General features: G+C 48.4%; 26 protein-coding genes. 19 read left to right on the top strand and 7 right to left on the bottom strand.

Features of this window, described 5'->3' with window-relative positions; genetic code table 11:
• Nucleotide 1 precedes the first annotated feature (1 nt).
• From HMPREF3277_RS04525 to HMPREF3277_RS04565, 9 genes are all read left to right on the top strand, one after another.
• Nucleotides 2-895: a baseplate assembly protein gene (locus tag HMPREF3277_RS04525; RefSeq protein ID WP_070870159.1), complete on the top strand. Its 894-nt coding sequence runs from the start codon at nucleotides 2-4 to the stop codon at nucleotides 893-895.
• Nucleotides 892-1476, top strand: a complete 585-nt coding sequence (locus tag HMPREF3277_RS04530; protein WP_070870160.1) for a phage tail protein I — start codon at nucleotides 892-894, stop codon at nucleotides 1474-1476. The genes HMPREF3277_RS04525 and HMPREF3277_RS04530 overlap by 4 nt, the downstream gene beginning before the upstream one ends.
• Before the next feature lie 8 nt (nucleotides 1477-1484).
• Entirely contained in the window at nucleotides 1485-2507 is a 1023-nt protein-coding gene (locus tag HMPREF3277_RS04535) for a phage tail protein (RefSeq protein ID WP_070870161.1), read from the top strand.
• Nucleotides 2508-2573: 66 nt separating this feature from the next.
• On the top strand, nucleotides 2574-3317 hold the full coding sequence (locus tag HMPREF3277_RS04540; protein WP_070870162.1) for a hypothetical protein: 744 nt from the start codon (nucleotides 2574-2576) through the stop codon (nucleotides 3315-3317).
• Between the two features lie 11 nt (nucleotides 3318-3328).
• On the top strand, nucleotides 3329-6103 hold the full coding sequence (locus HMPREF3277_RS04545) for a hypothetical protein (RefSeq protein ID WP_070870163.1): 2775 nt from the start codon (nucleotides 3329-3331) through the stop codon (nucleotides 6101-6103).
• A gap of 58 nt (nucleotides 6104-6161) precedes the next feature.
• The gene (locus tag HMPREF3277_RS04550; protein WP_070870164.1) at nucleotides 6162-7706 is read left to right on the top strand and encodes a hypothetical protein; all 1545 of its coding nucleotides are present in this window, start codon (nucleotides 6162-6164) and stop codon (nucleotides 7704-7706) included.
• 138 nt (nucleotides 7707-7844) lie between these two features.
• A complete protein-coding gene (locus tag HMPREF3277_RS04555; protein WP_094113467.1) occupies nucleotides 7845-9125 on the top strand; it encodes a phage tail sheath subtilisin-like domain-containing protein in 1281 nt (426 codons plus the stop codon).
• A 9-nt stretch (nucleotides 9126-9134) separates the two neighbouring features.
• On the top strand, nucleotides 9135-9641 hold the full coding sequence (locus HMPREF3277_RS04560) for a phage major tail tube protein (protein ID WP_070860456.1): 507 nt from the start codon (nucleotides 9135-9137) through the stop codon (nucleotides 9639-9641).
• Nucleotides 9642-9707: 66 nt separating this feature from the next.
• Nucleotides 9708-10064: a hypothetical protein gene (locus HMPREF3277_RS04565; RefSeq protein ID WP_070773422.1), complete on the top strand. Its 357-nt coding sequence runs from the start codon at nucleotides 9708-9710 to the stop codon at nucleotides 10062-10064.
• A gap of 250 nt (nucleotides 10065-10314) precedes the next feature.
• Here HMPREF3277_RS04565 and HMPREF3277_RS04570 read toward each other — a convergent pair whose 3' ends face one another.
• Nucleotides 10315-10554, bottom strand: a complete 240-nt coding sequence (locus tag HMPREF3277_RS04570) for a hypothetical protein (protein WP_141758392.1) — start codon at nucleotides 10552-10554, stop codon at nucleotides 10315-10317.
• A 34-nt stretch (nucleotides 10555-10588) separates the two neighbouring features.
• On the opposite strand from HMPREF3277_RS04570, the gene HMPREF3277_RS04575 reads away from it, so the two are divergent.
• Genes HMPREF3277_RS04575 through HMPREF3277_RS04585 form a run of 3 tightly spaced genes read left to right on the top strand, consistent with a single transcriptional unit; the run spans nucleotide 10589 to nucleotide 15014 of the window.
• A complete protein-coding gene (locus HMPREF3277_RS04575) occupies nucleotides 10589-13294 on the top strand; it encodes a phage tail tape measure protein (protein WP_070870165.1) in 2706 nt (901 codons plus the stop codon).
• Between the two features lie 10 nt (nucleotides 13295-13304).
• Entirely contained in the window at nucleotides 13305-13754 is a 450-nt protein-coding gene (locus HMPREF3277_RS04580; protein WP_045074485.1) for a phage tail protein, read from the top strand.
• Nucleotides 13755-13772: 18 nt separating this feature from the next.
• Nucleotides 13773-15014 carry a contractile injection system protein, VgrG/Pvc8 family gene (locus HMPREF3277_RS04585; protein WP_070870166.1) on the top strand — a complete coding sequence of 414 codons (1242 nt, stop codon included), beginning with the start codon at nucleotides 13773-13775 and terminating at the stop codon, nucleotides 15012-15014.
• 40 nt (nucleotides 15015-15054) lie between these two features.
• On the opposite strand, the gene HMPREF3277_RS04590 is transcribed toward HMPREF3277_RS04585, so the two are convergent.
• Genes HMPREF3277_RS04590 through HMPREF3277_RS04615 form a run of 6 tightly spaced genes read right to left on the bottom strand, consistent with a single transcriptional unit; the run spans nucleotide 15055 to nucleotide 18784 of the window.
• The gene (locus HMPREF3277_RS04590) at nucleotides 15055-15486 is read right to left on the bottom strand and encodes a hypothetical protein (RefSeq protein ID WP_070870167.1); all 432 of its coding nucleotides are present in this window, start codon (nucleotides 15484-15486) and stop codon (nucleotides 15055-15057) included.
• Nucleotides 15479-15793 carry an STAS-like domain-containing protein gene (locus HMPREF3277_RS04595; protein WP_246830758.1) on the bottom strand — a complete coding sequence of 105 codons (315 nt, stop codon included), beginning with the start codon at nucleotides 15791-15793 and terminating at the stop codon, nucleotides 15479-15481. Before HMPREF3277_RS04595 ends, HMPREF3277_RS04590 begins: the two co-directional genes overlap by 8 nt.
• Nucleotides 15794-15807: 14 nt before the next feature.
• Nucleotides 15808-16884 (bottom strand): hypothetical protein, encoded by a 1077-nt coding sequence (locus HMPREF3277_RS04600; RefSeq protein ID WP_070870169.1) that lies wholly within the window; start codon nucleotides 16882-16884, stop codon nucleotides 15808-15810.
• A 39-nt stretch (nucleotides 16885-16923) separates the two neighbouring features.
• The gene (locus HMPREF3277_RS04605; RefSeq protein WP_070870170.1) at nucleotides 16924-17553 is read right to left on the bottom strand and encodes a TerB family tellurite resistance protein; all 630 of its coding nucleotides are present in this window, start codon (nucleotides 17551-17553) and stop codon (nucleotides 16924-16926) included.
• On the bottom strand, nucleotides 17543-18088 hold the full coding sequence (locus HMPREF3277_RS04610) for a hypothetical protein (protein ID WP_070870171.1): 546 nt from the start codon (nucleotides 18086-18088) through the stop codon (nucleotides 17543-17545). The genes HMPREF3277_RS04605 and HMPREF3277_RS04610 overlap by 11 nt, the downstream gene beginning before the upstream one ends.
• 27 nt (nucleotides 18089-18115) lie before the next feature.
• Complete coding sequence (locus HMPREF3277_RS04615) at nucleotides 18116-18784, bottom strand: helix-turn-helix domain-containing protein (RefSeq protein ID WP_246830759.1); 669 nt, start codon at nucleotides 18782-18784, stop codon at nucleotides 18116-18118.
• A gap of 111 nt (nucleotides 18785-18895) precedes the next feature.
• On the opposite strand from HMPREF3277_RS04615, the gene HMPREF3277_RS04620 reads away from it, so the two are divergent.
• The 7 genes from HMPREF3277_RS04620 to HMPREF3277_RS15720 are packed head-to-tail and all read left to right on the top strand — an operon-like array spanning nucleotide 18896 to nucleotide 20775.
• Nucleotides 18896-19090, top strand: coding sequence for a transcriptional regulator (locus tag HMPREF3277_RS04620; protein WP_070860445.1), 195 nt, complete (start codon nucleotides 18896-18898; stop codon nucleotides 19088-19090).
• 40 nt (nucleotides 19091-19130) lie between these two features.
• Nucleotides 19131-19328, top strand: coding sequence for a hypothetical protein (locus tag HMPREF3277_RS04625; protein ID WP_070870172.1), 198 nt, complete (start codon nucleotides 19131-19133; stop codon nucleotides 19326-19328).
• Nucleotides 19325-19666: a type II toxin -antitoxin system TacA 1-like antitoxin gene (locus tag HMPREF3277_RS04630; RefSeq protein ID WP_070870173.1), complete on the top strand. Its 342-nt coding sequence runs from the start codon at nucleotides 19325-19327 to the stop codon at nucleotides 19664-19666. The genes HMPREF3277_RS04625 and HMPREF3277_RS04630 overlap by 4 nt, the downstream gene beginning before the upstream one ends.
• Nucleotides 19644-19946, top strand: coding sequence for an ogr/Delta-like zinc finger family protein (locus HMPREF3277_RS04635; protein WP_083310625.1), 303 nt, complete (start codon nucleotides 19644-19646; stop codon nucleotides 19944-19946). Before HMPREF3277_RS04630 ends, HMPREF3277_RS04635 begins: the two co-directional genes overlap by 23 nt.
• A gap of 12 nt (nucleotides 19947-19958) precedes the next feature.
• On the top strand, nucleotides 19959-20426 hold the full coding sequence (locus HMPREF3277_RS04640) for a hypothetical protein (RefSeq protein WP_070870174.1): 468 nt from the start codon (nucleotides 19959-19961) through the stop codon (nucleotides 20424-20426).
• Nucleotides 20427-20449: 23 nt separating this feature from the next.
• The gene (locus tag HMPREF3277_RS04645; RefSeq protein ID WP_070679150.1) at nucleotides 20450-20644 is read left to right on the top strand and encodes a hypothetical protein; all 195 of its coding nucleotides are present in this window, start codon (nucleotides 20450-20452) and stop codon (nucleotides 20642-20644) included.
• Nucleotides 20641-20775, top strand: coding sequence for a hypothetical protein (locus HMPREF3277_RS15720; RefSeq protein WP_283122376.1), 135 nt, complete (start codon nucleotides 20641-20643; stop codon nucleotides 20773-20775). Before HMPREF3277_RS04645 ends, HMPREF3277_RS15720 begins: the two co-directional genes overlap by 4 nt.
• The last annotated feature ends 27 nt before the right edge of the window (nucleotides 20776-20802 follow it).

Consider the following 20802-nt stretch of genomic DNA (forward strand, 5'->3'; position numbering starts at 1 on the left):
CATGGCTGAAATCGATTTAACCCGTCTACCCGCACCGAAAGTCATCGAAGAATTAGATTTTGAAACGATTTTCGAGCGCAAAAAAACAGCACTGCTTGAGCTTGTCCCATCATCCGTCCGAGAAACCATTGCAGCAACCCTGTCGCTGGAATCAGAGCCGCTGACAATAGACCTGCAACAGCAAGCCTACCAAGAAATGATACTTAGGCAGCGCATCAACCAAGCGGCAGCATCGACGTTGCTGGCATTTGCCCAAGGTAGCGATTTAGACCACCTTGCCGCCGCGAAGGGGATAACAAGAAAAATAGTGCGTCAAGCCGACCCAACTGCCCTGCCTCCCGTCGAAGCACTTTACGAAACAGACGACGACCTGCGCCGTCGCGTCCAACTTTACCCCGAAAAACTCGCCGCAGCCGGTCCGCGCGCCGCCTACGAAGCCCATGCATTAGACGCTCACCCGAAAATCATCGACGCGCGCGCCGTCCGAGAGGTTGCAGGTACGGTCTGCGTCTTTATTAAGGCAGTGGACGGCGTGCCATCAGCAGAAATTTTGCAGGCGGCGCAGGATTATTTGAGCGCGGAGACCCGCCGCCCCTTATGCGATACCGTAAAAGTTAAAGCCGGTCGCCCGAAGGCAGTCAGGATTGCCGCAAGGATTAGATACGAATCGGGTCCGGATTTGACATTGGTAAAAAACAAGCAGCTTGATGACTTAAAAAAAATGCTCGAAAAAAACAGCAGATTAGGTGCAAGCGTCGCATTGTCAAAAATTATCGGTGCGCTGGATACCGACGGCGTTAAAAAAATCGAAATGGCATCACCGTTGGAAGACATAAATTGTAGCGACGGAGAATACATCGAAATCAGCGAAATCAGCTTGGAGAATATGACATGACAGAAAGCATAAAACCAAGCAGCAGCACCGAATTGCAACACGCGCTATCAAAACTGACATCAGCGGAACTGGCGCAATTATTTGACTTGAATGAAATCGCACGAACCCGCCGCCCAGTTGACTGCCCACCAGAATGGCTGCCTTGGCTGGCTTGGGAAAACTCAATCGGCAGCGATGAAGGCTGGGACATTGCCGAAACCGAAGCCGCCCGTCGGCGAATTGTCGCCGAATACATCAAAATCCACGAAAGAAAAGGGACGCCGTCCGTAATACGACAATTATTCAAAGATTTAGGATATGGCGACATCGAGATAATTGAAAACTACGGCAGTCTGTATTGGGATGGAACCGCCTATTTTGACGGAACATTCGTTTTCGGTGGACAAGAAGGCGACTGGGCAGAATACAAAATCAAACTAAGCCGTCCGATTACAAACAGCGAGGCCGAAAAGATAAAAAAATGGCTAGATCAAATCGCGCCGCTCCGTTGCCGATTGGTCGAGATGGACTACAGAAGCAACGCCATCTACTGGAATGGCGAAATCGAATTTAACGGCGAATACAACTTTGGCGCAGCTTAAGGAAAATTATGGCAAACGCAATCGAAAAAAACGAATTCACGCAAAATGTTTATCTGGTTGAACCGGGCGATAAAGTCATTGGCGGCGCGGATGCCCCAATAAACCAGCCTTTGCAGGCACTCGCCAACAGGACAAACAATTTAAACATCCGTCTCAAAGCCGTCGATAAAAAAATCAGCGAAAACACCGACACCGTCAAGATTACCGGTGATCAAACCATCAACGGCGACAAAACATTCGGCGGCAATGCCGTGTTTACAAAAGGCATTACCGTGGCAGCCTCGCCTGCGCTTTACGCCGCCAACAAATATATCCATATCGACTCCGACGCGGATCAGGTTTTTTTACGCAACCGAAACAGTAATAAAGCACTGGCTTTAAAAAACAATGGAGTCATCGAATACGACAATTCGCCACTGCTCTTACAGCGGAGCATCTCCCAGAATCCAGAACACACCGGCACCAACACCGTGCCGTCATCGTATGCCCTGTCAAAAGTCAAAGCAGAAACAATCGAGGTACTGCCATCTTCGAGCGGGTCTAAGCATCGAATATCCATCGGCTGGGACGTCCCCGGTCTGGTGGCAAAAGTTGACCAAACATTTGTCAACATCTCGGCACCAAGCGGCACGGTTGTAGCCTTGGCGGGCGAAGCCGTCCCTTATGGCTGGCTTGAATGCCACGGCGCAGCGGTATCCCGTCAGACCTACGCTACGCTGTTTGCCGTCATCGGTACGCGCTACGGAGCGGGCGACGGCAGCACCACATTCAACCTGCCAGACCTGCGCGGCGAATTTATCCGCGGCTGGGACGCCGGTCGCGGTCGGGACGCCGGTCGCGTCTTGGGCAGTTGGCAGGCGGACGAGTTCCGCAGCCATACCCACGGCATCGGACTGCAACGGCGCGCCGATACCGACAGGGGACAGAATTCATCGCTTGTTTCCATTGATACGGACGGAACGACCGACCCAGCAGGCGGCGTGGAAACACGCCCGATGAACGTAGCCATGAAATACATCATCAAAATTTAATTTGAAAAAGGTCATCTGAAAAACCGAAACCACGTTTCAGACGACCTTATGGAAAAGGAAACAGAAATGAGCCAAAACATCAAATGGACTAAACCCGTCTGTCAGCTTGATGCAGACAATACTTATATCGGTCAGATCAATGCCGAATTGGACATCTACGCCCGCGACGGTAGTTATCTGATTCCAGCAGGCTGTATTGACACATTGCCGCCCAAAATTTCAGCCGGATACGTCGCCCGATGGAACGGAGAGGGTTGGGACGTCATCGAAGACTATCGCGGAAAGGTTGTGTACCGCAAAGCAGACGGCGTTGCCGTCATCATCGACAAAGTTGGTAGTCTTTCAGACGAGCTGACCGTGATTGCCCCAGCGAACGAATACTGCGAATGGGACGGTGAAAAATGGATTGAAAACCAAGCCAAAAAAGCCGCTGCCGCAGAAGAAAAATTAAATAACGCCAAGAGATTGTTAATCAAAAGAATTAATAAAGAATCACAAGAATTTATTGATAACCAATCAGGTGCGGCGGATTTGCCAGACTATGAAGTACAAAGTTGGAGCTTGCAGAGTAAAGAAGCTCGGGCATGGGCTGAAGATAAAAACGCCGAAACGCCTATTCTGGACAAAATTGCAGACGTTCGCGGTATCTCGCCAACAAAATTGAAAGAAAAAGTATTTGAAAAACAAGAATCATACAACGCAATGCTTGCTGCCGTCATTGGGCAACGGCAGTCATTACAAAATCGTATTGAGTCTGCGCAAACGATCGAAGATTTAGAAGTCATCGAAATTAAATTTGAAATGGAATAAAGGAATTTCGCGTGGCTGAAAATCTATCCAATTTAGAAGTATCAACAATTGCTATTGCTGAATCTGTTGCTGATTTAAAAAAAAGAACAGATAAGTTCGAAAAAGGTATTGCTGATTCAGTCAATGCATTAGTCGAAGAATCAGTCAAAAGCAGTATAAAAAAAGTGGGGAATGATAATACATCAATGCCACAAGATATTGTTGCCAGCGTTGATGAAAAAGGTCGTCTGAATCTAAACGGCAAACCAAGCGATGTCAGTATCGTGACTCCTACCAAAATATCAGAAGAAATAGGACGAGCGCTAGGGAGTATTGATACCCCATCACTCATCTTGGAAGAACAAACCAAGTTCGAAGGATTGCAAAGTGCAGAATACGCAAAAATAGCAATTGAAAAAGGCAGATTCTACATAGAAGACGCCCTGCCATCTGATCTGCGGAAAAAAGTTTTCGATGGATATTACCGAAAAAACGTATCGAAGAAAGATGCAATCGCAATTGTCAGACATATCCAAAACTGGTATGACAAATTGCCGTCAAACGTGTTTATCACGTCTAGGGGCGGCTATTTTCCTGTAACAAAAAATATCGAATATAAGCCCGAATATTATGGAGCAGACGGACGACAGGTCACAGTTGGGGGCATTACTCTGACCGTTAATGGTCAACAGCCATGTATCTCATTCCATCACTCAATTTATAACACTTTCGATTTTTCAAGAGCTGAATTCTGCGTCGAAGAGATGGGGCAAGATGCATTCCACCTCTGCGATAAATCACACGGCAATATCATCATTCACGGCGGCAAAGTCACAACCCGTGCTTATGAAAAGTATGGTTATAAATCGGGAATGGCAGACCCTGATAAAAGATGGGTGCCACATATCGACGGATGGACGGTAGAAGCACCGCATATCGGTTCGGGGATGTCTCTTAAAGGGGTTGTTGCCTTCGGATACAACACAACAACATACGCCCATGATTTAGCTAGGTACATGAACAATTCCTGTGATACATCCAAAGTACGGTCGCCGGAAAACTTCAATTTAGAAAAGCAAAAAGAATTATACCTACAAGAATCAAGGCAACGTTTCCTAAGTGGGGGAGGATATTTTAATAAAGATGGCGTCTCCGCTTTCCCGCAGAGTGATGGAACAACATCGCCTGAATGGGGTATTTGGCATGGTGGTCAAATATGGAGCCGTGGGTATGGCTGGAGATTATTTGACTGTCGAAACAATGAAGTCAAATTTTTTGACGTAAGAGGCTTTACAGGTGGGGCGGTCGTTTGTGGTTTGAATGGTTCTCCATCAGGCGAAGATGTGCAGCCGGGCGAAGTGGCAGTAGCAATAGAAAAAGGCTGTGTCGCAATAAATACCCGTATTACTGGGGGATATTTTACCCATAACTATACATGCGGCGTTGAAGCCATCCGAGTTATTGGTTATGAGCTTTGCGGGATATATGCGCCTGATTCGGTGGTAGGTCATCCAGACGCGCATATTGAGCATGTGAGAGGTTGGAATAATTCCATCATCAGCTTGGACCCGGGCTATCAACAATGTACAAGCCGTTATCTGCCGATGTCTTATATTTACATCCACGATAACATCTTCGGTCTTGGAAAAAGAAAGGTAATGGATATCCATACTGGGAACAATGTCAGGTTAATTAATAACTTCGGCATTGCAATGTATTACGGGATATCAACAGTAATTGAAGAAATATTCGCATCAAAAGATGGCCGTGCTGGAAATATAGCTGATCCTTATAGTTTCTTCTATCAGGATAGCAACATTGAGATCATGGGCAACATCATCGTCAGCGGCTTTATAGGCATCCATCCGATCAACGGTGCGACGGGGGTCCTAGCCCGAAGGAGCAAAAATCAATGGTGGTTAAGATGTCGCCAATTAATTGCAGATAATACCGTGTACGCACCGCGCGGTTTGATGTGTAACTACGGCCATAACCATTTCATCATCGACCGAAACCAATTCACTTTCGCGCTCCCGTTTGGTCCATTTTTCGGGATGCACCAAGTATCTGGAATTACTGTAACAAACGGAGGTAGTGGTTATACATCAGAACCAGAAGTCATCATTACGGGTGGCGGTTCAGAAGCTTTCGGAGCAGTTGGCCAAGCGAAGATTAAAGATGGGAAAGTGGTTGAAATAATTGTTCGCCGTGACGGTAGTCGTTATACGGAAATTCCGACCGTAACCATTACTGGTGGTGGCGGTTCCGGTGCAACAGCAACAGCGTCGATAAATACCCAAACATATGGGATGTTAGTCGGTGCAGAAGCAAAGTACGGAACAATGCTGGCAACACAAGTTAGGGCGAATTATGTTCAAAATTCTCCGGCTGGTAACTATGCCCGACAGATTGTTTTTGGACATATGAAAGCATCGTCTATTGTGGGAAACCATTGTGATATCACGCCGTACAGCAGTTTGACAAAATCTCGTGGCAAGGTAGGACAGCCATATGTAAGCGAAAGCATTAAATACCGAGATGGATTGCTAAGTGGTGCATTTTACAGTGGAGAATTTGACACCTGCGAAGTAGCTGGCAATTTCATTCACAATCAACTTTCGAATATATCGACAGTTTGGTACGGCAAAACAAAAGACGGCTCTATACATAAAAAACATGAACCACTTGGATGGTTTGACTATTTAGTACAAACCAAAATTGATGAATGGACAGCAGAATTTGCCAAAATAAACAACAAAATTACCGAACTTATTGCCGAACTTGAAAAATCAAAACCCGCCGCCTAAAACTAGGTAAACATAGAAACTAACGGGCATCCAGCCCATTAAAACAAAGGTCAAAAATATGACGACAAACACCAAAACCGAAGCCGCGATCTTGGCAATGGCAGAAACCGCCCGCACCGCAGCGGACGATTCGAAAGAAGCAAAGAAACTGGCATTAGAAGTGCAAAAAAGATTAGATGGCACATCCTCTGCGTCCGGTACAACAACACAACCCACGCCTTCGGTAACTACACCGACGGCGCCGGCAGCAACCCCGTCGACCAATCCCGCATCTACTTCCATCATTAAAGTATCAATTGGAAAAGTGACGGTTAAAACAGGTGACGCCGCCGATGTAAAAGTGACAGTATCAGAAGATGGCGCCCTGAATTTTGAAATGACGCTTCCGCGCGGAGCCACTGGCGAATCCGCTTACGATATTGCCGTTCGTAATGGGTTCACAGGCGACGAGAAAAAATGGCTTGAAAGCCTGAAAGCGCGAATCATCTCACCAGCAACGCCAGCAGAGAATACGCCGACCGCACCAGCCGTAACGGAACCTTCAACGACTGAAACAACTTCACCGGCAACAAACGCCCCGGCAACGCCAGCCGTAACGGAACACGCGGCAAACGAAACAACTTCGCCGAAAGTACCGGCTGAAAATAAATCTGAATCAGCCACAGGTTCAGACGGACAAGAAACAAGCCAAACACCCAAAGAAGTCCAACCGACCACGCCGCCAGTCGCACTCAAACGGAGTATTAGCTTTTTCGGAGACTCCACCAGCGCTCGTATCGGCGATCAGGCGATGGAGTTAGGAAAAACGGAAAACATCCCGGTCGTGAATAACGCCAAAGGTGGCACACTCGCCGCTTATGCCTTGATGTCAATGAACGGCAGCCCTGTTGATATCAGCTTTAAAGTAGATACCATCCCGGCACGAGGAAAAGACGTCACTGTAGATGGTACGTTGAGCTATGGCGAAAATGTGACCCCGTTCAGCATGCATTCCACACTCGTTGTGATTGGCGATGATATTGACGCTGCTATTAGCGGACAAGGTACAGAAGTTAAAGTCACACCAATGAGTGCAAAAGTAAATACTGTTGAAATCGATAAAAAATACCCGGTGCGTTTGAAAAAATCGGGCAACATCGACGGTATCTGCGTCATCAGTACAGGCAAATACGACATGAATAGTGCGAACAAAGGAAACTATCAAGCAGTCCTTGAACGCATCAAAACCTATATTGAAAAATGTGTCGCACTCGTCGAACCTAAGACATCCCCTCGTTATATTGTCATGACAAACTGGGCAGACAATAAAACAAGCTGGGAAAAAACAACATCTGAATTCCGCCACACCTTGAAAGACCAGTACAACGAATGGCTTAAAGAAACCTACGGCGACAAAGTGTATGACCTCGAAGCCTACCTTATGAGCGAGCAAGTTTGGACAGACACAGCCATCACGCCGAATGAGGCAGATAAGCAGGCTCAAAAAGACAAGATTCTGCCTATCTCCTTGTCAAGTGACAACGGCTCTAATCTGTTGCCAGCCGTAGAAGAAAAAGTGGCAGAGAAAATCATCGCCAAAGCCAAAGAACTGGGGTATCTCTAAGGCTTAAACAAATAGGTCGTCTGAAATTCAGACGACCTATTTAATAAAACTAAAAATCACATAAAAAACAACGGCTGATTGCCAAGAAAGAACAAAAAATAAATACTGTTTCAATATCTTATAGGATACGGATTTACCATGACAGCCAAACGAATGCACGGCGTTACCGCCAATGAATACACACATGGCGCACGCGCTATTTCTGACATCGCCACGAACATCATCGGCATTGTAGCAACTGGCAACGATGCCGACCCATCTGTTTTCCCGCTCAACACCCCGATTTTCTCTACATCCGTCGGTAGCCTAATCGACAGTGCCGGCATACAAGGTACGCTCGCCAAATCATTAGATGCAATCTACGACCAGTCAGACGCTCAAATTGTCGTCGTTCGTGTTTCTGATACTGATGATGCCGCCGAGAAAAAAGCAAACGTAATAAAAGGCGTACAGGCTTTGTCAAAAGCTCCAGCCTACACAGGGTTCAAACCGAAAATCATTGGCGCGCCTGAATTGGATGACGCATCAGTAACCGCCGAACTGGTCGTCGCCGCCAATGCCTTAGACGGCTTTGTTTATGCTGCATCAGGTGGTTATGAAACCATCCCAGAAATTATTCAATATCGCAAAGGTTTCGGTGATAAAAACCTGATGTTGATTGACAATGACTTTATGGCATTTCCACAGACAGCGCCGGCAGAAGAGCCAGCAGCCCCCGGCGATATTTCAGGAGCAGTTTTAAATAAAGTGCTCAACATTTTGCATGGCACATCAAATCAAGGTAAAAACAACCAAGCTAATGTTGTCGCCCCTGCTGCAACGATTGCCCGCGTACTAGGCGCCCGCGCCATGCTTGATCAAAAGATTGGCCCGCATAAATCCATTTCAAATACCGAAATTCAGGGCGTATCCGCCCTGCGTCATGCCCGCAGTTTCGGTTTGCTGAATATCAATTCAGACGCAAACACCATCAACAATGCCGATGTGACAACCCTGATTCGTGAAAACGGTTATCGTGTTTGGGGAAATCGCACATGCTCGGCAGATCCGATTTGGGCATTTGAACCGACTGTCCGTGTTTCATCAGTTATCAAAGAGACCATCGCCGAAAGTTTCCTTTGGGCAATGGATAAACCGATGCATCCTTCCCTGATGATTGACATCATCAACACAATCAACGCGAAGCTGGCGGAAAAAGTCTATAAAGGTTGGTTGTTGGGCGCGCAGGTATTTATCGACCCGAAAAAAATCGAAAAAGAGCGCGTATCAAACGGCATCTTCGCATTTGACTACGAATTTACCGTCGCACCGCCGTTGGAAAACATCGAATTGAACCAACACGTCTCCGATCGCTTTATCGTTAACCTGACCGACCGCGTCATCGAGTTTGCGTCAAACATCAAACCGACCACAGTATAAGGACAGCAAATGCAGTTACCACGCATCCTCAAAAGTTTTAACGTATTTACCGACGGCCTCAACAAAGACGGCGTCCTGATGACCGTCAAACGCCCCGACATCAAATTCAAAACCGAAGACTACACGCCGGGTGGTGGTCTGGGTGAATACACAGTCATTCACGGTATCGAGAAACTCGAGCTTGAGCTGACAAGCAAAGGCTTTGACCTCGAGTTGTTCAAGTCAATCAGCCATAAAATTAATGGCAACCTGCTGCGCTACCAAGGCGCGTTGCACAAAGAGGACGAAGAAACCTATCAAACATTGGTAGGCGAAGCTCGCGGACGCATCATCGAGACCACACGCAACGAAGACAAAGCAGGCGAAGGCGGCGAACAGACATTTAAGTACGCCCTGACCTACTGGAAAGAAACAGTTGACGGCGAAGTCATTTTCGAATGCGACCTGATGGCAAACAAACTCGTCATCGGCGGTAAAGACATTCGCGCCGGCATCCGCAAAGCATTAGGTCTGTAATCGTCAAAAAGCAAAGGTCGGGCAGCAAAAGCCCGACCGACAACAATCAATTCAAAGGCGCAAAAAATGCAGCAAGAACCCAAAATCAAAATCAACCCGGACAACACCATTATCGTAACCGTATCAAACGGCACGGCCTACACCCTCCGCGAACCGCTCGCCAAAGACATGGCAGGCTTAGGGCAAGACCTGATTAAAATCAAACACACGGAAACCATCCAAAAGCTGCTCTCCAAAATCAGTACGCCCAAAATCGGCATGGCTCAATATGGCGGATTCAGCATGGCGGACGCACAAGCCCTCAACGCCGCCGTAGATTTTTTTTCAGCGCCGCCGTCAGCGAAAGTAGAGATTCAGGAAGCCTTTGCGGAATTGGGCTATATCCAAGATTCCGCTACCGAGCAGACACTTTCAGCCGACTGATAAATTCCGTCCCTGATATTTGGGAGGATGACGTTGATGGCGAACAGCAAAAGTTCTACCCAATAGACGATGCCCTCGCCCTCTGCGCAATCACATTTAAAGGGTCGATTGATTGGTTTGCCGAACAAAACCTATACAGGTTAAACAGTTGGGCGGCAAAAGCAGAAGAAATAAACCGGATCCAATCCGAAAACGCAGGGCAATAAAAAAGGTCGTCTGAAACATTTCAGACGACCTTTTCAATTAAAAATTACTTGAACAATTTCCCAACGAAGAAAAAAGCAATCGCGCTACTGACCGCCTTCCGATAAGGATTTGACTTAGCTGCTGTCATATTGCGGTAATTCTCGCAAAGAACACGGCTTTCATTTTGAACTTTCAGGATGTATTCGTCAGTTTCGCGCCGCAATTGCGCCGGAGACTTAGGACGTCTCGACGGCGTGAATGCAGGCTGTTTGTTTACAGGCTGACGCTTAAAAAAACCGAACATATCAAATCCATCCCTTAAATACAGGCAAAACGCCATGACCGATAAGACGCTTAATATTATTCTCAAAGCCACCGATAAAGCAAGCGGACAATTTGACCGAATCAGCAAAGCCGCATCAGGACTGAGCGGGAGATTAAAACAAACCGAACAAGAGCAAATGCGCCTGAATAAAGCCCTAAACGACACAAAGCGGCTTGAAAAATATCGCCAAAACCTAAGCGAAACAAATAAAAAGCTGTCAGAAAATCGCAACAGGCAGCGGGAGCTGCTCGCCGAAATGAAAAAAAGCGGCGGCGCAACCCAAGCACAAAGCCGAGAAATGAAAAAACTTACCCAGCAGGCAAAAATACTGGAGCAAACCCAAGAACGGCAACTGAAAAGCACCGGTCGGCTTGCAAAAGAAATGAAAGCCGCCGGGACGTCCACCGTCAATCTTGCCCAAAATCAAAAAACACTTGCCGAGCAGATGGAGAAAACAAACAAAAAATTCGCCGCGCAGCAAAAATGGGCAAATGCCGGCAGAAAACTGGACGACATAAACTCAAAAGCCATTATGGCATCAGGCGTCGCCGCTGCTCACGCATACGGCGCGAAACGCCTGTTAGAAAAGCCGATAACCGCATACGCACAAAGCGAAACGGCGTCCGTAGATTTGCGCGCCGCCATGATGACATCCGACGGAAGCGTCTCCGCCGAATACGAAAAAATCAACAGTCTGGCTACCAAACTGGGAGACAAATTACCGGGTACGACGGCAGATTTTAAAAATCTCATGACCATGCTGATGCGCCAAGGCGTATCCGCTCAAACCATCTTGGGCGGCACGGGAGAGGCCGCAGCCATGTTATCGGTGCAGCTCAAAAAAGCCCCTGACGCCGCCGCCGAGATGACTGCCAAACTCCAAGACGCGACCCGCGCCAGCGAAAAAGAGATGCTCGCCATCATGGACCAAGTCCAACGCCTCTACTACACAGGCGTCGAGGACGGCAACATCTTGGGCGCATTTTCAAAACTGTCCCCCGCTCTTGATACCCTGAAAATCAAGGGCGAAGCCGCAATGAAACAGATGGGTCCGTTGGTCGGTATGCTCGACCAAGCAGGACTGTCAGGAGAATCCGCCGGTAATGCCATGCGTAAAGTATTCACACGGATGATGGATACCGCAAAAATCGCCAAAGCAACCAAAGGCAGTGGAATAGACTTAGACTTTACCAACGGGAAAGGCGAATTCGGCGGCTTCGACAAAATGTATGCCCAGCTCGAAAAACTCAAAAGCCTAACCACAGAAAAAAGATTGGGGATACTGCAAAAGATATTCGGCGACGATGCCGAGACCCTGCAAGCATTAAACACGATGATTGAGAAGGGAAAAACAGGCTATGAAGAGTTCGCCAAAAAAATGGAGGCGCAAGCCAGCCTGAACCAGCGCGTGAATGAGCAGCTCGGCACACTGACCAACCTTTGGGACGCGGCCAGCGGAACATTTACCAACTTTCTCGCCACGATGGGGGAATCAGTAGCTCCGGAACTCAAAAGCCTGACCCAATGGATAGCCGACGTAAACAGCAAATTAAGCATATGGGCTGCCCAAAATCCCACCGCCGCCGCCGCCATCATGAAGCTGATTGCCCTATTCGCCGTGGGTGCTACCGCCATTTCAGCCCTAGGGCTGGCAGTTCACGGGATAACAGGCGTCATGAGCGGATTCATGACCATCATCAGGTTTGCAGGCGGCGGCATGGGGACACTGATAGGCTGGATAGCCCGTCTCGGGATGGCTCTCGTTTCATTCGGATTAAAGGCGGCAATGTTCCTGCTTACAAACCCGTTCGGATGGGCGATTCTTGCTGTTGCCGCCCTCGTCGCCTTATACGTCTATTGGGATAAAGTCAAAGCAGCTCTGATTGCGGGTTGGGAATGGATTAAGCAGGCATTCCAAAGCAACCCTCTGCTTGTCGCCTTTACAGGTCCGATAGGCGCATTGATTTCACTTTTCGCAAATTGGGAAAGAATCAAAAATGCCCTGATTGCAGGCTGGGAATGGATTAAACAAGTATTTCAAAATAACCCGCTGTTGATTGCCTTTACGGGTCCGATAGGCGTCTTGATTGCACTGTTCGCAAACTGGGAGAAAGTCAAATCCGCACTGGTCGCAGGCTGGGAATGGATCAAAAAAGTATTCGGCGGAGAAAATCCGATTGCACAGGCGGCGCAGGTAGCCCTTGGACCATTGAACGCCCTCAAATCTGCCGCGATGGGTGCGTATGAATGGCTCAAAAAAGCCTTTTCCGTTAAATTAACCATGCCAAGTTTAGGCAGTTCAAGCATTGGATCAGGCGCATACATCCCAAACAAAGGCTATTCGACGGGCGGTTATACCGGCGCGGGCGGCGTCAATACCCCCGCCGGTATCGTCCACAAAGGCGAGGTCGTCTTTAATCAACGCGACGTCGCACGTTTTGGCGGATGGCGGGTACTCGACAAAATCCGCAAAGCAGGATTGACCGCTTTGGGCAGTATCCTGTCGTCCTCTACGCCCGAGCCGCGCCCCGCCCTTGCCGGAGCCGTTCCCGTTGCCGCCGACTTCAACCGTGGCGGCGGTGGCGGCATGAACATCAACATCACCATCAACGGCGGCAGCAGCAGCGCGGCGGAAATTGCCCGCGAAGTCCGCCGCCAAATCGAACAAATAACCGCCAATGCAGCGCGCCGCGCCCGCAGCGCGTTCAAAGACGACTAAGGATAAAAAAATGCTGGCAACACTCGGATTTTTCCCATTTATGTTACGCACCATCCCTTTCCAAACCATCAGCCGTCAAAACGGCTGGCGGCATCCCGAACAATCAACCGTCGGCGGCGGTATCAACCCCGTGCAATACATCGGTCCTGATACGGAAACCATCACCCTATCCGCCGAACTGCGCCCAGAAATCACAGGCGGCGATACCTCCCTGTCCATGCTCCGCCTCATGGCAGAGCGCGGCAAGCCGTACAACCTGATACTGGGTACCGGGCAGATAATGGGCGCATACGTCATCACGTCCATCAAAGAGGACAGAGGTCAGCTCATGCACGACAGCAAAGCCCGCGCCATCAGTTTCAGCCTCGAATTGAAAAAAGTATCCGACAGCCCGCTCGGATTAAAAGGCAAAGCCCTGCAACTCGGCGTATCCATCGCCCGCCGTATCGCAGGCATCTAAACCGAAAAGCAAAACGCCATGACCATCCTGACCACCATCAAAGACCAAGCCGTTAAAATCTTTAACGCCATAACCGACACGGGCGGCAACCATCTGACACCCGTTGCCAAGCTGTCCATCAACGGCAAGCCGTTCAATACCGACGCCCTCTCCCGCATCATCTCCATCAGCCTGACCGACAAAAGCGGCTTCGAGGCGGACGAGCTGACCGTCAGCCTGTCCGACCACGACGGCAAGCTCGCCCTACCCCCGAAGTCTGCCGAAATAACCATCGCGCTGGGCTACATCGAAACAGGCGTTGTCGATAAAGGCAGCTACAAAATAACCGAAGTAAGCTGGAGCGGCGCACCCGACACCCTGCACATCACCGCCCAATCCGCCGACACATCCGACCGATTTTCAGAGGCAAAAGAAAAAAGCTGGCACAAAACCAGCCTGAAAGAAATCATCGAATCCATCGCCGCCGCCAACGGCTACACCCCAATCATCGGCAAAGCCTACCAAGACGAAAAAATAGACCACATCGACCAAAGCAACGAATCCGACGCCGCCTTCTTGTCGCGCCTTGCCGAACGATACGACGCCATCGCAACAGTCAAGCATGGCAGACTCCTGTTTGTATCATCAGGCGAAGCCACGACCGCCAGCGGGCAGCCGTTGCCCACGATCAGGATTACCCGCAACAGCGGCGACCAATACACATTCAGATACAGCAACACCGAAAGCTACAACGCCGTCCGCGCCTACTACATCGACAAGCAGACGGGGAAAAAGCACGAAGTCGTCATTACCGAAGACAACTACGACCCCGTCAAAAAAACCGTTACCACCACCAAGCAATACAAGACCAAGCGCAAAGACGGCAAAACCCACAAAACCACCACCAAAGAAGTAACCGAAATCAAACAGGCGGACACCACCGGCAAAAAAATAAAAACCCTGCGCCATACCTACCAAAGCCCCAAAACCGCCGCCACCGGCGCGCGCGCCGCGTACAAAAAACTAAAACGCGGCGCAATGGAATTCGATATTTCCCTCGCCGTTGGCCGCCCAGACGTCGCGCCCGAAAGCCCCGTAACCCTGCAAGGCTTCAAGCCCGAAATCGACGCGGAAAAATGGGTCGGAAAAGAAACCGTCCACACCCTAGACGGCAACGGACTGACGACCGCCGTCAAACTCCAAAGCCTGATAGACGTACCGATTGTCCTCTACGAAGGCGAAGTCAGCCCAAACTTTGCCGCCGCATTTTCCAAACCCTGACCAAAACAAAAGGTCGTCTGAAAAATTCAGACGACCTTTGTTAATCATCATGACATCCTTCCAGCTCATCCCTAAGTCTGAATACAGCCTCACTGATTTGGATAAATTTCTCATGGTCAGGCTTCAGCAGCATCCGATTTTTAGATTGGAAATCACCGCCAGTCGTTACCGTTCGTAATTCCGTAACCTTCAAATTGCTATTAATCCGCGCACACAATTTCGCCAGCCACTTCAAATTATGCTTAATGGCATTTGCCAGTACATTATCAGCATCATCGACAGTATAATAACGCAGCGCATCAGCCTCGATTTTTTCCAACAAAGTCAAAGCCGCATCAATACGTCTGTCTTTTCTCTCAAGGCGGCGTTTACTTTTTTCGCGATGAGCAATAAAAAACCAACCGGCTATGGTAAGCACGGTTGGTATTAGAGGCATGATATAGAAATAAAACCAATGTGGCTGGTTATTCATTTGCCGCGTCCCTCATATAGCCGCGAATTTCATCGACCAAATCAGGTTCATCGTCTGATACAAACTCGATTTTATTCAGCAGCACAGACAGCGGCCACTGCTTCAGACGAACCAAGCCGCCGAAAGCCTCCTCTAAAAAAGAAGAGCCGTAGCCCATTGTTCCATCCAATACAATTTTAACGCTTCCACTTTCTTGTAGCGCAGGAATCAATTTTTTTTCCAAGAAGCCCTGTCCCGAATAAGGGCCGTCAGTAGTATACCGTCCGGCAGGAAAACGGGAAAAATCAGAAGCAATACGGATAGTCATTGTAGAATCTTTCATTATTCAGCCTCACGTTTCGGCAACGGAACAGACCAATGTATCAACGTGCCGCGTATAGCAGTTTTTCTATTGTCTGATAAAGGCAAAGCCTTTTCAACCACTTTCTTGTTTCTTGCACGGTGCCTGTACATACCGTTGCCGCTGATAATTTCAACCGACGCATCGCCGTCGCCGATTTGGTCAAGCGTTGACACCATCTGCTTCAAACCCTTACCCCTATGTTGTAATTTTGTACGCGTTTGTCCTATTTCGATAGCCGCCTTGATTTTCAGAGCATCATCATCTGCCTTGCCGCCCTCGACATGACGGGCAATCCAATTGCGTAACCTATCCAACCAGCCGTCAGATACCTGATCGGATTCACGGAATAACGACTTGGGAATACCGATACCCAAATCACAGAAAACCACCTGTAATCGCCCACTTGTCGCATCTTCGCGCGAAAACATCCACCACTTACGGCAAGCATCAGGCAGATTCTTCCCCTCATAAGCATGATGCATACAATTTGTCATAGCTTCAGACACGCCGGCATAAATCGACCGACTAAGTTCAGGTGTCAATCTGCCCTGAAAGGAATCAAAAATATTTTCCGCATTCTCAAGATTGACATCATAGCCGTGTGCCACATGCCAATGGCGCACAGAATGATGAAAAGCGGAAGAGTCAAAGCTTTTCATTCTTCCCAAAAGTTTAGCAATGCCAACCTGATAAAGCACCTGCTCCACCCTTGTTTCAGATGGTGTTACCATAGAGAAGTGGCAATTTGGGAAACGTTCTACTAAGTCATTTAGGCAGGCTGTCAGATAGAGCGTGCCGTCAGAATACATCTTTTCCGTTTTTGAAAAATCAAGACGAATACGTGAGCATCCATTTTCAACCTTTTCATACAACCGCTCAACAAAACTAGTCAGTAATTTGACATAGTTGGGGTGTAATCCAACTTGTTCAGGAACAAGCAGGATAAACCAGTCGATAAACCGTTTCTGTTTTTTGACAATATTTCGCCGCTTCTTAAGCTGATAGCGCGAACAGCGCATCAGGTATAGTCGTCTTTTCTCATTCAGCCTTTTCATCTCTCACTGTATCCCTTTAAAAACGAAATCCTTCAAGTTTTAAATTCCGAACAACCTTTCCAATTTTGCCAAATGATCCGTCTCCTCCGCAGTTACCTTTCTGTCCGCCTTGGCAACACCTCTAGCATATTCCAAAACCGCCTCCCTCCATTCGGGGAAACGCTGGTTAATGGCACGGATAGCAAAAGAAAAATCCATAGAATCCGGCACAGCCCAAGACTTCATAACGCCAAGCGAATAAGCAAGGAAATCATCGCCCATTTCCGATTTGTCCGTCAGCCATTGCGCGATATACCGCTGTTCAGACGGCGCATATCTCCCATCGCAGTAAGCGATATAGACCAACACATCCACAATCGGCTTCATCTCCCGAATAAAAAAATCCATCTGCCGTTCGGGAGCCTCTTCATACCGTTCCTGCAAACGCCGTCTGAAAAGCGAAGGTTCGACCACTTCGCCGGTTTCCAAATCCACCAGTCCCATAATCGACTGATATTTAAACGTCCTGACCATTTTCCGCTCATGGCAAAACGCCTGCACATAACCGTCTGAAAGGTTGGCAACAAACTTGCGGACATCGATAACCCGTCTGCTTTGAATTCCTTCCGTATTGACGTATTCAATTTCAAAACTACCGCCGACAGGCAGCAGCACAGGTTTATCTTTCATCGTAAAGCCATTCTTTTTTAACCATGTCGTGAAGAGATAATTCAGACGATGTCAGTTTCTGTTTGCCCGCGTCGTTCCGCCCGTAGACTAATATCGCACCCGAACAGGCTGCCCAATGGCGGCGGCGTTCAAAATCGAGATTTCGGGCGGCTGCGATAGACACTTTAAAATCTTTCCGAATCAGTCCGCCCAAAAATTCCTGCCCGAATTTGAGCAACAACTTTTCAGGTTTGTCGGCGGCTGTTTGGAATTCGCCTTTATTTTTGTCTGATTCAGCCCCTGCTTCCGCCTCTTCGTCATCTGTTACTGACAAATCAATCCCGTTCAGAGCGAGTGCAGATTTAATAATTTGGTTATATCTCAAATTCCGCGTCCGCGTTACCGGTTCAATATCGACCAGTGCCAGCAGTGCCAGCACAGCATCGATATTCTCTTGCACGGTCTGCTTTAATTGAATTTGCCGTGAGTGCAGTTCTTGCAAGTCCAATTTCACACCGTCTTGCCTGTCAGCCTGTTGACCACTTTGTTTTCCCATATTGCACTTCCCTAATAAACAAAATCACTAAATATCCAAAAAATCCAACGGCAACACCTTCCAAAATTTGCCGTGAATAAACAAATCGTCAAATTCTTCCGGCTCAATAACGAAGTCGGATTTACTGTAAATCGGATTATCGCTCGTTACATGGATGACGCCTGCTTTGCCGCGCGCCAAGCGTTTGATGTAGGTATAGCCCTGAAACGTAAAAAGATACACGCCACTGGATTCAAATTCGGCAACGTCAGTTTTGATTAAAGTGATTGATTTCGGCGGTATCGTCGGCTCCATACTATCTCCATCTGGCGACATCAACTTAACGCCATGCAGGTTGTCCGTGCCGAGCAGCTCTTTAAGTGCAGTCTTCGGTATTTCCAGCGAGTGCAGCAATTCAGGATAGTCGACGTTGAGATGACCGCTGCCGCAAGATGCGGACACGTCATATAAATCTAAGCGTGCCGTTTCAAGGTCGTCTGAATGATTTTCAGACGACCTTACTGTCAGATATGGCAATGGGAAGCCTGAAATTTCCGATATTTTTACCATTGTTTCAAAGGTCGGCTTGTTCCGACCTTTTTCAATCGCATTCACGCTTGCCTTCGTTGAGAAGCCAAGTTCAAAGGCAAATTGTTCTTGCGTCATCCCTGCCCGTTTTCTTGCTTCTACCGCCCATTTCGCCAAATCATAAGTCATAAAATTCTCCATATTTTCAACATTGTAAATTTTAAATAGACAAAAATCGGCTATTTTTAGTTTACTTTTTAGGTTATTTTAAATATACTTTTCAAAACTTCAGGAGTTCTTATGAAACATCTAGAAAAAGCTATTGACGCAGCAGGTGGACAAGCTGCCCTTGCTAAAAAACTCGGGAAAAATCGTTCTACTGTAAATAGTTGGCTAAAAGGGAGAAATAAAATCCCAGCAGAAGTTGCAGTGGAAATTGAAAAACTGGGTTATGGAGTGCGTCGTGAAGATTTGAGACCAGACGTATTTTTATAATTTACCTAATTAGATTTCATTTCAATCAAGGAGCAGAAAAATGAAACCCATCAATGTCCAACTCTCTTATGGTTCGCTCGTCGAGGTTGCAACCTGGGACAAAGGTTTCCTCGCCATCCAAAAACGCGGCAAAGACGGAAATTTTAGCGAGCTGCCGCGCAAGCCTGCCAAAACATTAAAAAAGGCCGTCCAAATGGTTGGGCAAATCTACCCACATGAAATCATCATCGCATCATGAACGATGACAAAGCGGAGAGACGCTTGACCCGCCGGACAGTCGGCATCAACCAAAAAGGAAACGTCATGTGCCAATACTGTATTCACAAAATCGAAGACCATCGCGCCGCCGATGTGTACCCCGCCGCGCCGCGCGCGCCGTTTGGCGTGATTGAAATCGAAGCCTACGGCGAAGAGTTGGATTTACTCGAGCAAGCTGCCTTTGCCTCCGGCAAGTCTTTGTCTGCATTCGCTGCTGAGGCTGCGTTGGAATACGCGGAAATGTATCTGCGAGCCTTTGAGGCGGCATCGGCAGACCTGAAACGGAGCAATGAAAATGACGCAGCGCAACATCAGTAAGGCGGAACACGGAAATATGCGGGTACAGATTACCTGCCCTTGCTGCGGCAGCCGCTGCAAGGTGACGGCAAGTCGGAAGATGACAGACCGCGTCCGTTATAGCTCGGTGCAATGCTTGAATGCTTCATGCGGTTGGTCGGGCGTGGCGGCGACGGAAGTCATCAAAACCATCTCCCCGCCCAGTCCGCTGCATCAAAATCCCGCCTTGATACCGCCGCAGATGACGGCGGATGAAATCCGGGAACAACACGGCGAAAGCAGTCAGAAAAATTTGTTGTAAAGGGAAAGAAAAATGAACGGCGAAATCGTCCCAACGTGGAAGTCAGCACCGCAGCGGGTTCGCTTTTTTAGAACCAAAGCCCAAGCCCGCGCCATGTGGAATATCGGCAAAAAGTTGGCAAGCAGTAAAACCAAAAACGCAAAAATCATGAACGGCTTGGAGCGCGACGCGCTCTTGGAGCGAAATGCAGACCGTCAGCCGTTGACGGCTTACAACGATGCGGAAGTCGTCAGAAGTTGGCTGGTTACGCCGGAGCAAAGCAAGGCTCTGGAAGATAGTCAGAAGTTGATAAAGGAAATCGCCCGACTGGGCAATATGCTGAATCAGCAAAACGTAGTGTTCAGCTTGGGCTTGCCGGTTCTTCAGCTTTCCGAAGCCGCCCGACAGCTTGAAGCCATCGACGAAAAAATAGCCCGCGCCGCCTATGCCGGCAGAAAAATGAAAGTAAACCCAGTTTCAGACGACCTTAAGGCTGCCTGAACCCGACCCGACAAGGAAACATCATGAAAATCAAAATCCGCTACATCATCCTCGCCCTGATGCTCGCCGCCTCGTCTTTTATGCTCGGTTCGACACACGGAAACATACCGAATCCGCCGCAAACGCTGCCTGAAACGGACGTTGTACGCGCTTACGAATCGCCGACATTCGACCACATGGGCGGCGACGCTGAAATTCCACAGGAGGTGGGGCAATGAGCATCATCGCAGTCATCGGCATTGTTTTTGCCGCCGCGCTCGGCGTTTGGCTCTATGTGGACTACAAAATCGAGCAGAAAAAGCTGGACGCGGAAATCGAAGAAAGAATTCAAGATTATTTAAAGCATTGAGACATAGGGCGGGCTGAAGCCCGCCAC

Origin of the sequence: Neisseria sp. HMSC70E02 (assembly GCF_001838645.1) — a bacterium.
Taxonomy (GTDB): Bacteria; Pseudomonadota; Gammaproteobacteria; order Burkholderiales; family Neisseriaceae; genus Neisseria; species Neisseria macacae.